The 12,734-nt window shown below is 73.7% G+C and carries 11 protein-coding genes; 4 read left to right on the top strand and 7 right to left on the bottom strand.

The window, feature by feature from the left end:
• Nucleotides 1-236: 236 nt before the first annotated feature.
• On the top strand, nt 237-608 hold the full coding sequence (locus tag BM051_RS03025; RefSeq protein ID WP_092528452.1) for a VOC family protein: 372 nt from the start codon (nt 237-239) through the stop codon (nt 606-608).
• Nucleotides 609-616: 8 nt separating this feature from the next.
• On the opposite strand, the gene BM051_RS03020 is transcribed toward BM051_RS03025, so the two are convergent.
• The 3 genes from BM051_RS03020 to BM051_RS03010 form a co-directional block, all read right to left on the bottom strand.
• Nucleotides 617-3,523: an AfsR/SARP family transcriptional regulator gene (locus tag BM051_RS03020; protein WP_092527521.1), complete on the bottom strand. Its 2,907-nt coding sequence runs from the start codon at nt 3,521-3,523 to the stop codon at nt 617-619.
• 174 nt (nt 3,524-3,697) lie between these two features.
• Nucleotides 3,698-4,165 carry a GreA/GreB family elongation factor gene (locus BM051_RS03015; protein WP_092528450.1) on the bottom strand — a complete coding sequence of 156 codons (468 nt, stop codon included), beginning with the start codon at nt 4,163-4,165 and terminating at the stop codon, nt 3,698-3,700.
• Between the two features lie 52 nt (nt 4,166-4,217).
• Complete coding sequence (locus BM051_RS03010) at nt 4,218-6,629, bottom strand: Tex family protein (protein WP_243859554.1); 2,412 nt, start codon at nt 6,627-6,629, stop codon at nt 4,218-4,220.
• Between the two features lie 112 nt (nt 6,630-6,741).
• Here BM051_RS03010 and ilvD point away from each other — a divergent pair, with 112 nt between their 5' ends.
• The 3 genes from ilvD to BM051_RS02995 are packed head-to-tail and all read left to right on the top strand — an operon-like array spanning nt 6,742 to nt 9,563.
• Entirely contained in the window at nt 6,742-8,427 is a 1,686-nt protein-coding gene (gene ilvD, locus BM051_RS03005; protein ID WP_092527518.1) for a dihydroxy-acid dehydratase, read from the top strand.
• Nucleotides 8,424-9,116, top strand: a complete 693-nt coding sequence (locus tag BM051_RS03000) for an SDR family NAD(P)-dependent oxidoreductase (protein ID WP_092527515.1) — start codon at nt 8,424-8,426, stop codon at nt 9,114-9,116. Before ilvD ends, BM051_RS03000 begins: the two co-directional genes overlap by 4 nt.
• Nucleotides 9,117-9,140: 24 nt before the next feature.
• The gene (locus BM051_RS02995) at nt 9,141-9,563 is read left to right on the top strand and encodes an SRPBCC family protein (RefSeq protein WP_092527512.1); all 423 of its coding nucleotides are present in this window, start codon (nt 9,141-9,143) and stop codon (nt 9,561-9,563) included.
• Between the two features lie 6 nt (nt 9,564-9,569).
• Here the strand turns inward: BM051_RS02995 and BM051_RS02990 are convergent, their stop codons facing one another.
• The 4 genes from BM051_RS02990 to BM051_RS02975 are packed head-to-tail and all read right to left on the bottom strand — an operon-like array spanning nt 9,570 to nt 12,710.
• Entirely contained in the window at nt 9,570-10,316 is a 747-nt protein-coding gene (locus BM051_RS02990; RefSeq protein ID WP_092527509.1) for an ESX secretion-associated protein EspG, read from the bottom strand.
• Nucleotides 10,313-11,560: a hypothetical protein gene (locus BM051_RS30255; RefSeq protein WP_166677702.1), complete on the bottom strand. Its 1,248-nt coding sequence runs from the start codon at nt 11,558-11,560 to the stop codon at nt 10,313-10,315. The genes BM051_RS02990 and BM051_RS30255 overlap by 4 nt, the downstream gene beginning before the upstream one ends.
• A 59-nt stretch (nt 11,561-11,619) precedes the next feature.
• The gene (locus BM051_RS02980; RefSeq protein ID WP_092527503.1) at nt 11,620-12,249 is read right to left on the bottom strand and encodes a DUF3558 domain-containing protein; all 630 of its coding nucleotides are present in this window, start codon (nt 12,247-12,249) and stop codon (nt 11,620-11,622) included.
• The gene (locus tag BM051_RS02975; protein WP_092528446.1) at nt 12,246-12,710 is read right to left on the bottom strand and encodes a hypothetical protein; all 465 of its coding nucleotides are present in this window, start codon (nt 12,708-12,710) and stop codon (nt 12,246-12,248) included. The genes BM051_RS02980 and BM051_RS02975 overlap by 4 nt, the downstream gene beginning before the upstream one ends.
• Nucleotides 12,711-12,734 lie beyond the last annotated feature (24 nt).

The following is a 12,734-nucleotide window of genomic DNA, read 5'->3' as shown; positions in this document are numbered from 1 at the left end:
GGGCGAGCTCACCGGCGGTACCGGATGGCGGCCGATTCTGCGGCGCAGATGTACACGATCGATACAAAGGTGCGGCCGTTGATCGCGTTCGGTGATCGACCGGGGGGCCTTCTCGTGCCAGATCAGACCGTTCCAGTTGGACGTTCAGGCCACTGGTCGGCACACTACGTGTCCTGCCCGACGGAACCGTGCGGCGTCCTGGCCGCACACGGTCGACGCCCCGTAGGGTGCCGATCATGGCTTGTCGCATCTCCGAACTGGTGATCAAGTGCCGGGATCCGCGACGGCTGGCGGCGTTCTGGTGCGAGGTGCTGGGCTTCACCGTGCTCGAGACCGACTACGGCGCGGTCGCGGCCCTGCCACCGGAGGGGTTCGGCGGATCGCAGCCGACCCTGGTCTTCATCCCCACCACCGAGCCCACGGTGGGCGGGCTGCCACTGCACTTCGACGTCAACGCCACCGACCGCAACCAGGACGCCGAGCTCGAACGCCTCCTGGAGCTCGGGGCCCGCCCGGCCGACATCGGCCAGACCGGCGAGGAGTCCTGGCACGTCCTGGTCGACCCCGAGGGCAACGAGTTCTGCCTGCTGCGAACCCGCCTGAGCTGAGCGTCGGCTCAGGCGGGGCGCAGGACGTTCGGGTCGGCGGTCGGACCGGGCCGAGCGGCGTGCTCCGCTCCACCCGGGTGACCGGGCGCGGCCACACCGAGGTCACGCCACAGGGACCGGGCGTGCGCCCGGTACCGCTGCGACCGCTGCGGCTGCCCGATCGTCTCGTGCAGGCGTCCCAGCAGCTCGGCCACCTCCGCTTCCGAGCGGCGGTCCCCGTTGCGCCGGTGCACGCTCAGCGAGTTCACCAGCAGCAGCCGCGCGTGCGCCAGGTCCCCGCTGTCCAGGCACAACATGCCGAGGCTCTGGTTGGCGTACCCCACGCAGTGGTCGTCGCCGAGGCCGGTGAAGATCGCGATCGCCTCGTCGATGTGCTCGCGGGCCAGTGCCAGGTTCCCGCGGTGCTGGTGCAACTCCGCCAGCCGCTTCAGGGCGTGCGCCTCCCGGTGCCGGTCCCCGATCCGGCCGGCCAGCTCCCGCGCGTCGGTGAACCATCGCCGCGCCGCCGAGTGGCACCCGCGCGCCAGCCACACCGATCCCACCGCGAGCCGCGCCACCGCCTCCCCGTGCTGGTCACCCACCGCACCGAACTGCGCCAGCGACTCCAGGCACCGCACGAACGCCTCGTCCAGCTCGCCGCGCACCCGCAGCACCGTTCCCAGCCCGGCCAGGGCGATCGCCGCCCCGCGCCCGTCGCCGGCCTCGTCGAACAACCGGTGCGACTCGGCGAACGCGTCGGTCGCCTCGACGTAGGCGTCCTGGTACAGCCGCACCTGGCCGAGGTTGCGCAGCATCACCGCCTGCCCGTACCGGTCCTCGGCCCGGCGCGCCGCCGCCAACGCCACCTCGTGCGTCCGCTGCCAGTCGTCCTGGTGCCCGCGCAGGTCGAAGTACGGCGCGAACGCGGCCGCCAGCCGCCACGCCGCGTCGTCCAGCTCCCACCGCGCGGCGAGCTCGACCAGCGCCACCGCCGCCCGGTGCTCGGCGGCGTACCACGCGACCGGGTCCACCCCGATCGGCCGCCGCGGGTCGCCGGCCCCGGCGGTGACCCCGAGGAAGTGGATCGGCATCCGCGCCGCCGCGTCGACCGCCCGCGCCACGTACTCCGCCAGCACCCGCCGCACCGCCGCCCGGCACACCGCCGCGCCGTCCTCACCCGCCCTGCCCGCGGCGAAGCAGCGCAGCAGGTCGTGCAGCCGGTACCGCGGCTCCCCGGCGACGTCGCACCCGGTCAGCTCCACCAGGTGCGCGTCCACCAGCGTGTCCAGCACGTCGTCCGCGGGGTCGCGCGCGTCGAGCAGGGCCGCCACCACCCAGCCGGGCAACCGCAGCGGCCCCAGCAGCCCGAGCCAGCGGAACGCGGCGGCCGCCCGCTCCGGCAGCTGGTCGTAGCTCAACGCCAGGCTCGCCCGCACGGCCAGGTCGCCCACCCGCAGCTCGTCCAGCCGGCGCCGCTCGTCCCGCAGCCGGTCGGCCAGCGTCCGCAACGTCCACCCGGGCCGGCCGGCCAGCTTGGCCCCGGCGATCCGGATCGCCAGTGGCAGGTGGCCGCAGTACCGCAGGATCGCCGCCGCGCCGTCCGGCTCGGCCCGCACCCGTCGCTCGCCGACGATCCCCGCCAGCAGCCGCGCCGCGTCGGGCTCGGGCAGCACGTCCACGTCCACCGGGTGCGCGCCCGTCAGGTCGGGCATCCGCACCCTGCTGGTCACCAGCACCGCGCAGCCGCCGGTGCCGGGCAGCAGCGGCCGCACCTGCGCGGCGCCGGCGGCGTCGTCCAGCACCACGCACACCCTGCGCCGGGCCAGCCGCGACCGCAGCAGCGCCGCCCGCTCGGCCAGCCCGCGGGGCATCGCCCCGTCGGTGACCCCCACCGCCCGCAGCAGCTCGGGCAGCACCTGCTCCGGTGTCCGCGGCGTTCCGGACGTCCCGGCCAGGTCCACGTGCAGCTGCCCGTCCGGGAAGTCCGCGCGCACCGCGTGCGCCACCCGCACGGCCACCGCCGACTTGCCCGCGCCCGGCGGCCCGGACAGCACCACCACCGCCGGCGTCTCCCGTGCCCGCAGCGCGCCGACCAGCTCGGTCACCAGCCCCTCCCGGCCGGTGAAGTCCGGCAGGTCCAGCGGGAGCTGGCAGACCGGGAACGGCGACGCGGGGCGGTCCCCGGGGCCGCCGAGCAGCCGGGTGCGCAGGGCGCGCAGCCCCGGCCCCGGCTCGGCGTCCAGCTCGGTCAGCAGGATCTGCTCGACCTCGGCGTAGGCCTGCAACGCCTCCGCGGTGCGACCGGCGTCGGCCAGCGCCCGGATGAGCTGCTGCCACAGCTCCTCCCGCAGCGGGTGCTCGGCGAGCAGGCCGCGCAGCTCCACCACCGCGTCGTGGTGCTCGCCCGACTCGACCCGCAGCCGTAGCCGTTGCTCGTGGGCGGTAAGCCGCAGCTCGGCCAGCCGCGCCACGGTGGCGCTCCACCGGTGGCTGTGCGGAAGGTCCTCCAGCACGTGCCCGCGCCACAGCCGGCCCGCCTCGTCCAGCGCGCGCAGCGCCGCCGGCACGTCCCGCCGGGCCAGCGCCTCCTGCGCACCGGCCACCTGGTCCTCGAACACGGCAAGGTCCAGCTCCCCGGGCCCGACCTCCAGGAGGTAGCCGGAAGGGCGGTTGCGGATCCGGTCGGCGAGCTCCGCGCCACCCTCAACCAGCCGGCGGCGCAGCGAGTGCACGTAGGTGCGGATGTTCGCCGGTGCCGAGCGGGGTGCCGTGCCCGGCCACAGCACGTCGATCAGCAGGTCGGTGGAGACGGCGACGTTGGCGTGCAGCAGCAGGGTCGCCAGCAGCAGGCGTGGTTTCGGCCCGCCGAGCGGTACCGGCCGGCCGGCCACCTCGACTTCCAGCGGCCCCAGAACGCGAAACGAAATCGCCGTCATGTGTACCGCCCCAGCAGGCAGGATGCGATGTTCGCCCGATGGTAGGACGCCATGGCGACTAATTGCCAGAGTACGCGGCTAACCGGGTGATAATTGCCATTGATGGCTCGGCTGGCTCATTGTCGCCATATGGAATTCGTTTCACGTTGGTGGTGCCGCAACCCGCTGGACGACTCACCCCTTCTTCGGCGGCGTCATCTCCACGATCTCGGCGCTGGCGTCGCCCTGCGGGGTCCGGTAGGTGATGGTGTCGCCGGGACCGCGCTCGGCGATGGCCCGACCGAGCGGACTGTCCAGGGTGAGGGCCGCCTCGTCGTCCTCGGCCTCGGCGGCGATGGCCACGACCCGCAGCGTGTCGACGCTGCCGTCGGCGAACCGGATGGTGACCTCGGTACCCGGCGGCACGGCGTGCTGGGTGTCCGGGTCGGTTCCGCCGGCGAGCAGCTCACGGATCTCGTGCATCCGCCGCTCCATCCACGCCGCGGTCTCCGCGCGTTCCAACATGTCCGCCTGGTCGGCGCTGTCCCCCAGCGACTCCTCGCTGAACCGCGGCATGAGCGCGTCGTGCTGCTCGCGGAGCTGGGCCAGCTCCTGTTCGAGACGGGTTCGTGCGGTCGGGCTCAAGCCACCTGTCGAAGCCATGCCGTCCATTGTCCGTGCCGAGCTCCGGCCCCGCCACGCGATTCGACGTGCCTCACCTGCCGTACCCGGCGCGGCGGAGCGCGTCGGCCAGCGCCCCGCCGCCACCCGGCGCGCCACCGTCCTGCCGCCGGTTCCGACCCCGGCCCTGGCCCTGGTTCTGGCTCTGGCCCTGGTTCTGGCCTTGGCCCTGGTTCTGGCGGTCCTGCCCCCGCCGCTGCCCGCCCCGGCCCCGGTCGCCGCCCTGCCGGCGCTGCTCCGCCGGCCGGCCCGGCTCGTCGTCCAGCCGGAGGGTGAGCGAGATGCGCTGGCGTGCCTCGTCGACGTCGAGCACCTTCACCCGCACCACGTCGCCCGGCTTGACCACGTCGCGCGGGTCCTTGACGAAGTCGTGTGACATCGCCGACACGTGCACCAGGCCGTCCTGGTGCACGCCCACGTCGACGAACGCGCCGAACGCGGCGACGTTGGTCACCACGCCCTCCAGCACCATCCCCGACTTCAGGTCGGCGACCTTCTCCACCCCGTCGGCGAAGGTGGCCGTGCGGAACGCCGGGCGCGGGTCACGGCCGGGCTTCTCCAGCTCCTTGAGGATGTCGGTGACCGTCGGCAGGCCGAAGGTGCCGTCGACGAACCGCTCGGGTGGCAGTGCGCGCAGCACCTTCGTGTTGCCGATCAGCTCCCGGGTGTCCGTGCCGGCCGCCGCCACGATCCTGCGCACGACCGGGTAGGCCTCCGGGTGCACGCTGGAGGCGTCCAGTGGGTCGTCGCCGTTCGGGATGCGCAGGAAGCCGGCGCACTGCTCGAACGCCTTCGGGCCGAGCCGCGGCACCTCCTTCAGGGCCGTCCTGGTGCGGAACGGGCCGTGGGTGTCCCGGTGCAGCACGATGTTCTCGGCCAGCCCGGCGCCGATGCCGGAAACTCGGGTGAGCAGCGGCGCCGACGCGGTGTTGACGTCCACGCCCACCGCGTTCACGCAGTCCTCCACCACCGCGTCGAGCGAGCGGGAGAGCTTGAACTCGGCGAGGTCGTGCTGGTACTGGCCGACCCCGATCGACTTCGGGTCGATCTTGACCAGCTCGGCCAGCGGGTCCTGCAGCCGGCGGGCGATCGACACCGCCCCGCGCAGCGACACGTCCAGGCCGGGCAGCTCCTGGGCGGCGTAGGCCGACGCCGAGTACACCGACGCGCCGGCCTCCGACACGACCACCTTGGTCAGCTTCAGCTCCGGGCGCAGCGCCACCAGCTCCCCGGCGAGCTTGTCGGTCTCCCGTGACGCGGTGCCGTTGCCGATCGCGATCAGCTCGACCCGGTGCTCGCGGGCCAGCCGCTCCAGTGTCGCCAGCGCCTCGGCCCACCGCGCCCGCGGTTTGTGCGGGTGGATCGTGTCCGTGGCCACCACCTTGCCGGTGCCGTCGACCACGGCCACCTTCACCCCGGTGCGGTAGCCGGGGTCGAGGCCCATCGTCGGCCGGGTGCCGGCGGGCGCGGCCAGCAGCAGGTCACGCAGGTTGGCGGCGAACACCCGCACGGCCTCGTCCTCGGCGGACTGGCGCAGCCGCATCCGCAGGTCGATGCCCAGGTGCAGGAGGACCTTGGTGCGCCAGGCCCAGCGGACGGTGTCCAGCAGCCAGCGGTCGGCCGGCCGGCCCCTGTCGGCGATGCCGAAGCGCGCGGCGATGGCGACCTCGTACTCGCTCGGGCCGTCCCGTTCCTCGTCCTCGGTCGTCGGGGTGGGCCGCACGGTGAGGTCGAGGACCTCCTCCTTCTCGCCGCGGAACATGGCGAGGATCCGGTGCGAGGGCAGCTTGGTGAACGGCTCGGCGAAGTCGAAGTAGTCGGCGAACTTCGCGCCGGCCTCCTCCCTGCCGGGGCGCACCTTCGCGGCGAGGCACCCGCGGGCCCACATGGTCTCCCGCAGCTCGCCGATCAGGTCGGCGTCCTCGGCGAACCGTTCCACCAGGATCGCCCGCGCGCCGTCCAGCGCGGCCGCGGCGTCGGCGACGCCCTTGTCGGGGTCGACGAACGCGGCCGCGGCGGCCTTCGGGTCGGTGCCCGGCTCGGTGAGCAGCCCTTCGGCCAGCGGCTCCAGCCCGGCCTCCCTGGCGACCTGCGCCTTCGTCCGCCGCTTCGGCTTGAACGGAAGGTAGATGTCCTCCAGCCGGGCCTTCGTCTCGGCCGCCCGGATCCGCGCCTCCAGCTCGTCGTCGAGCTTGCCCTGCTCGCGGATGGAGTCGAGGATCGCGGTTCGCCGCTCCTCGAGCTCGCGCAGGTACCGCAGCCGCTCCTCGAGGGTGCGCAGCTGGGTGTCGTCGAGCGTGCCGGTCATCTCCTTGCGGTAGCGGGCGATGAACGGCACGGTCGACCCGCCGTCGAGCAGCTCCACGGCGGCCCGCACCTGCCGCTCCTGGACCCCGAGCTCCTCGGCGATCTTCTGGTGGATGGACACCGTGTTGGACACCGGGATGGTCACCGTCTCTCGCCCTGCCTCTCGTCGTGCGGCCTCTCGCGCGGCCGACCGGCATTCTGCCGGTTCGGCCCGGCGGGCCGCGCGCTGACCTCTACGGCATCATCGGGGCATGGCCGACACGGACAGCAAGCCCGACATCAAGCCGCGCAGCCGCGAGGTCACCGACGGCATCGAGCGTGCCGCCGCCCGCGGCATGCTGCGCGCCGTGGGGATGGGCGACGACGACTTCGCCAAGCCGCAGGTCGGGATCGCCTCGTCGTGGAACGAGATCACCCCGTGCAACCTGTCACTGCAGCGGCTGGCCGGGGCCAGCAAGCAGGGCGTGCACGCGGCCGGCGGCTTCCCGATGGAGTTCGGCACCATCTCCGTCTCCGACGGCATCTCCATGGGCCACGTGGGCATGCACTTCTCGCTGGTGTCCCGAGAGATCATCGCCGACTCGGTGGAGACGGTGATGGAGGCCGAGCGGCTGGACGGCGCCGTGCTGCTCGCTGGGTGCGACAAGAGCCTGCCGGGGATGCTGATGGGTGCCGCGCGGCTCGACGTGGCGGCGGTGTTCCTCTACGCCGGCTCGATCCTGCCGGGCAGCGTGGACGGCCGCGAGGTGACGATCATCGACGCGTTCGAGGCGGTCGGCGCGTGCGCCCGCGGCCTCATCTCCCGGGACGAGGTGGACCGGATCGAGCGGGCCATCTGCCCCGGTGAGGGCGCCTGCGGCGGGATGTACACCGCGAACACCATGGCGTGCGCGGCCGAGGCGCTCGGCATGTCGCTGCCGGGGTCGGCCAGCCCGCCGTCGGTGGATCGGCGCCGCGACCGGTTCGCCCGAGCCAGCGGCGAGGCGGTGGTCGGGATGCTGCGGCGGGGGCACACCGCGCGGGACATCCTCACCCGCGAGGCGTTCGAGAACGCGATCGCCGTGGTGATGGCGCTCGGCGGGTCCACCAACGCCGTGCTGCACCTGCTGGCGATCGCGCACGAGGCCGAGGTGCCGCTCACCCTCGGCGACTTCACCCGGGTCGGGGACAAGGTGCCGCACCTGGCCGACGTCAAGCCGTTCGGCCGGCACGTGATGACGGCGGTGGATCGGGTCGGCGGGGTACCGGTGGTGATGAAGGCGCTGCTGGACGCGGGGCTGCTGCACGGCGACTGCCTCACCGTCACCGGTCGCACGGTGGCGGAGAACCTCGCCGAGTTGGCGCCGCCGGAGCTGGACGGGACCGTACTGCGCCGGCTGTCCGACCCGATCCACCCGACCGGCGGGCTGACTATCCTGCACGGCAGCCTCGCGCCGGAGGGGGCCGTGGTGAAGAGTGCCGGCTTCGACACCGCGCGGTTCGAGGGCACGGCGCGGGTGTTCGACGGTGAGCAGGCGGCGATGGACGCGCTGCCCGAGCTGAAGGCGGGGGACGTGGTGGTGATTCGCTACGAGGGCCCGCGCGGTGGGCCGGGCATGCGGGAGATGCTCGCGGTCACCGGGGCGATCAAGGGGGCCGGGCTGGGCAAGGACGTGCTGCTGCTCACCGACGGGCGGTTCTCCGGCGGGACCACCGGGTTGTGCGTGGGGCACGTCGCGCCGGAGGCGGCGCACGGCGGGCCGATCGCCTTCGTTCGCGACGGCGACCCGATCGTGTTGGACATGGCGGCGCGCACGCTCGACCTGCTGGTCGACGACGCGGAGCTGGCCCGCCGCCGGGAGGGCTGGCGGCCGCCGGAGGTGCCGCGCCGCACCGGTGTGCTGAGCAAGTACGCGCGGCTGGTCGGTTCGGCGGCCCGCGGGGCGGTGTGCTCGTGAGCCGGACGGCGCTGGTGACCGGCGGCACCGGTGGGCTCGGCACGGCCGTCACGCGGACGTTGCTCGCCGAGGGCTGGCGGGTGGTGGTGCCGTGGACCCGCGAGGAGGGCCGCGATCGGCTGGGTGCCGCGGACGGGTTGGAACTGGTGCGGGCCGACCTGTTCGAGCCGGCCGACGTGGCACGCTGCGTCGAGCTCGCGGCGGGGGAACCGGGCGCGCCGCTGCGTGCCGTGGTCAACCTGGTCGGCGGGTTCGGGATGGGGCCGAAGGTGCACGAGGCGCCGGTCGAGGACTTCGAGTGGCAGCTGCGGCTCAACCTGCGGCCGACCTACCTCGTGTCGCAGGCGGCGATCCCGCACCTGGTGGCTGGCGGCGGTGGGTCGGTCGTGTGCCTGTCCAGTCGGGCCGCGGTGCGGCCGTTCCCCGGCGCCGCGGGGTACGTGACCGCGAAGGCGGCGGTGCTGGCGTTCGTGGCGGCGCTGGACGCCGAGTACCGCGGGGACGGTATCCGCGCCAACGCCGTGCTGCCGGGCGTGATCGACACCCCGGCCAACCGCACGGCCATGCCGAACGCCGACCGGAGTGGTTGGGTGGCGCCGGAGGAGATCGCGAAAACGATCGTTTTCCTGTGCGGCGACTCCTCCGGCGTGGTGAGCGGCGCCCAGGTGCCCGTGTGGGGCCGCGGCTGACGCGTGGCGCGGTAGCGTGCCGGCATGCGGTTCGAGACCTCGCGGCGGATCACGGCCGCGGCCGACGTGGCGTGGGCGGTGCTGGTGGACGTCGAGCGCTGGCCGGAGTCGACGCCGTCGATGACGTCGGTGCGCCGGCTGGACGGCGGGCCGTTGCGCGTGGGCAGCAGGGCCAGGGTGCGGCAGCCGCGGCTGCCGCCGGCGGTCTGGGAGGTCACCGACCTGGTCGAGCACCGCGAGTTCACCTGGCGTTCCCGGTCGGTGGGGGTGACCACGGTGGGCCGGCACCTGCTCACGCCGGACGGCGACGGGGTGGTGCTCACGCTGGTGCTGGAGCAGTCCGGCCCGCTCGCCCCGGTCGTCGGGCGGCTGGCCGGGGGGCTCACCCGGCGGTACGTGACACAGGAGACCGAAGGGCTGGCTTGCACGGCCGAGCGCCGGGCCTGAGCGCCGTCAGCGGCGCGCGATCTCCGTTCCGAGGCCGTCCAGCGCCGCGGTGATCTCACCGGTGGTGCCCGGGCGAAGGTGGACATCCTGGCCGAGCGTACCGTCGCGGAGGAAGGTCACGATTCGCCCGTGGTGGGTGAGATCGAGGATCGTGAGGCGGAGTCCGCGGACCCGTCGCCCCTCCGGCTCGCGGACCGCGGTGAACACCTGGTGGACGGCGTCCCGTTCCGCGGCGAGCCAGTCGCGGAGGTCCGCGGCGGGGTCGTCCTCGGCGAGCGGGTCGCCGGGGGAGTCCAGTGTGGACTTCTCGACGGTGAGTGGGCGGGCCGGTGCCGGTGGTGCCGCGGGCAGGGTGGCCAGGAACTCCTCGAGCCAACGGTCGGTGTCCACAGTGTCCAGCCAGGTGAGGCCGCCCCTGACGACGAGCCGGGCGGCGGTGTCGTCCCGGACGGCGACGAGGACGGCCTGGTCACGGGATGGCTCGGCGAAGCTACTCCAGCAGTAGACCTCCCGGCCGGCGTCGGCGAGGGTGCGCAGGAGGCGGCGGAACGGTCGGGCGAGCCGACCGCCGGCGGACAGGCCCAGGTCCTCGTACCACTGGCCGCACAGCCGGTCCAGTTTCGCGCTGGCCGCGGCGGGCAGGTAGTACCCGTTGCCGCCGAGCACCGGGTGCGGCTCGCCGAGCCCTTCGTCGGCCCAGGTGCGCAGTAGCGCCAGTCGGGGCAGCGGCAGTGGTCGGTAGTCTCCGGTCACGGCCGGCCGAGGGTGGGCGGGGTGACGGCCATGCCGGTCTCCGGGTCGCGCAGCTTCTCGCCGTCGGTGACCAGGACGAAGTGCTCGTCGCTGGGCTGGACGTACTTGCGCTGGTGGTCGGAGTCGCTGCTCTTGCCGCCCCCGCCGGCGGCCGGCGCCATGCCGCCCATCGGCATCCCGGCCCGGCCGCCACCCGCGCCCGGGCGCGTGCCCGGGGCAGTTCCCGCCGGAGTCGGGCCGCCGCCGGGTGCCGCGCCGGTGAGCTTGCCCGGCGCCGGCGCCCCACCACCGCGCGGCGCGCCCGGGCCGGCGGGTCCGCCCACGCCGGCCGAGCGGCCGCCGGAAAGCGGCCCACCGCCGGAGCGGCCACCGGGGGAGGCCCCGATGCCGCTGGTGCGTCCGGGCGGGTAGGGGCTGGTGTAGGTGCCCGTGCCGGGCGGACCGCCGGTGGGGCCGGGGCCGGGCGGTGGCGTGGGCTGGGAGCCGCCCGGCGGGCTCCAGGAGGGCTGGTGGGCCGCCGGAGGCACCACCCGGGAGGTGTGCGTCGACTCGTCCGCACCCGGCCGGGTCGAGGTCCCACCGCCATCGCCGCTGGCGGGCGCCGGTGTCCCGGGCTGTGTTGGGATGTCCGGCTGGTGCCGTGGGGACGGCGGTGGCGCCCACGCCGAGCCGGCCGGGGTGCGCGGCTGGCCGGGGTCGCGCCGGCCGTCGGTACCGGTGTCACTGGCCGGACTGGTGTCGAGGGTGACCTCGCCGTCGAAGGCGCCCAGCTGGCCGTAGTCCCGCGCCAGGCCCGACCCCGCCGCCTGCGTCTGCTGGTCGTAGGCCTGGTAGCGCTGGAGGTTCTGCTCCTCCACCGCCCGGTACTGGCGGATCCGCTCCTCGGTGTCGGTCTCCCACGGCGAGGCGTGGTCGAGGAAGTCCCGCGTCGGCGGCCGCTCGGGCATCGGCACCAACGACCGCTTCATCTCCTCGAACCCCGACGCGCCCTCGGTGGCCACCCGCGCGTTGCCGTCATACGCCTGCGACGCGGCATCGGTCACCTCCACCATCGGTTGGAGCTTGGCCCGCCCGGCATCCGCCCCGGCCCCGGTCCACACCGATTCCAGGCCGGTGAGCACTTTGCGCAACCGCGTGCTGGCCTCCTCGTGCGCGCCGGCCAACTCCTGCGCCGTGCCCGATCCGGTGTACCAGTCCTCGGCTCGACCAGCCTGCACCTGCCGCACCAGCTCCGGGATCGGCATGGCCTCTCGCTGAATGAGCTCGGCCATCGCCGCCGCGATGCTTCTGCCGACCGATTCCATCAGCGCCCCGCCTTCTGTTCGAGGTTTCCGACCAACTCCCCCGCCAACCGCTCGGCGGGCACGCACGGATCACTGTCCGGCCGGCGCCGAATGGGTGTGGAGACCGCTACCGATACGTCGTAGGTGTCGGCAATGCCCACCGCGACCGTGCACGACGATTCCGGATCGGCATCGAACCGAAACGCCACCGCCGGGTAGCCCCGGACCGAGGGGATCTCTCGCCACACCTTCATCTGCGGTCGGGTGTTCTGGTAGAAGTCGCTCAACCCTTGCCGGGTCTTCGTGCCGAAGAACACGCTGAACCCCGCGCCGGTTTCGAGGTTGCTCCACCGGCAGGTCGGACCGGGGGCGAAGTCGGCATCGAGTTCACCGTGACCTGCGTTCTTTCCGAGGGCGTCTTCGACCTGTTGGCGGGTGAGGGCGTCGCAGGGGCTACCGGAGAGGACCGACTCGGGGAGGGGGTTGGTGACCTTGGGGGCTCCGCTGTGTGGCGGGTCCGAGGTGTCCGGACCGTTCGACCCGCTGGTGGTGGAAAGCTCAGCGGGAGAGGGTGAGCCAGCCTCCCCCGGTGAACAGCCGCCAACCAACGCCACGGCTATCACGGCTACCACCATGGTGCTGAACTTCACTGAATGTACCCTTCCTCGCTGTTCCCGCCGGCTCGGCCGACCTGACGTGCGGCGACGTCATCGGCGTCGTCGATATCGTTTAGTGCGCGTCGCAGCCGGTCGATCAGTTCCTCGAGGTAGGCGATTTCCTTCTTGATGTGGCCGTGGCCGTAGCCGAACGCGCCGGGGTCACTGCCGTCACCGACGAACGCCTTGTTCAGCGCCACACTGGCCGGGTCCTGGGCTGGCGGACCCATTCGCGTCAGACCGGCAGCGCGCTCTTCACATGCCCGTAGGTCGTCGAGGATCCCGCGGCATTCGCGGAGGAGGGATTCGGCCTCGTCGCGGGTGAGGCTGAAGCCGCCGCCACCACCGCCGCCGGTGTCGGCGCCGCCGCTGCCTCCGCCGCCTGTGGCGGGTGATGATGCCTTGCCGTCGACCCAGAAGGTCACGTCGGACAGCCAGCTCCCCGTTTCGGTCACGTCGTCCTCCCTCAACCGACCGAA

This window comes from Amycolatopsis arida, from assembly GCF_900115565.1.
Classification (GTDB): Bacteria; Actinomycetota; Actinomycetes; order Mycobacteriales; family Pseudonocardiaceae; genus Yuhushiella; species Yuhushiella arida.
The sequence above is the reverse complement of the archived record's forward strand: the minus strand, read 5'-3'. Positions and strand labels throughout refer to the sequence as shown.

Coding starts and splice junctions, on each gene's coding strand:
- BM051_RS03025 (WP_092528452.1), top strand. CDS start 237: ATGGCTTGTCGCATCTCCGAACTGGTGATCAAGTGCCGGGATCCGCGA.
- BM051_RS03020 (WP_092527521.1), bottom strand. CDS start 3,523: ATGACGGCGATTTCGTTTCGCGTTCTGGGGCCGCTGGAAGTCGAGGTG.
- BM051_RS03015 (WP_092528450.1), bottom strand. CDS start 4,165: ATGGCTTCGACAGGTGGCTTGAGCCCGACCGCACGAACCCGTCTCGAA.
- ilvD (WP_092527518.1), top strand. CDS start 6,742: ATGGCCGACACGGACAGCAAGCCCGACATCAAGCCGCGCAGCCGCGAG.
- BM051_RS02995 (WP_092527512.1), top strand. CDS start 9,141: ATGCGGTTCGAGACCTCGCGGCGGATCACGGCCGCGGCCGACGTGGCG.
- BM051_RS30255 (WP_166677702.1), bottom strand. CDS start 11,560: ATGCCGATCCCGGAGCTGGTGCGGCAGGTGCAGGCTGGTCGAGCCGAG.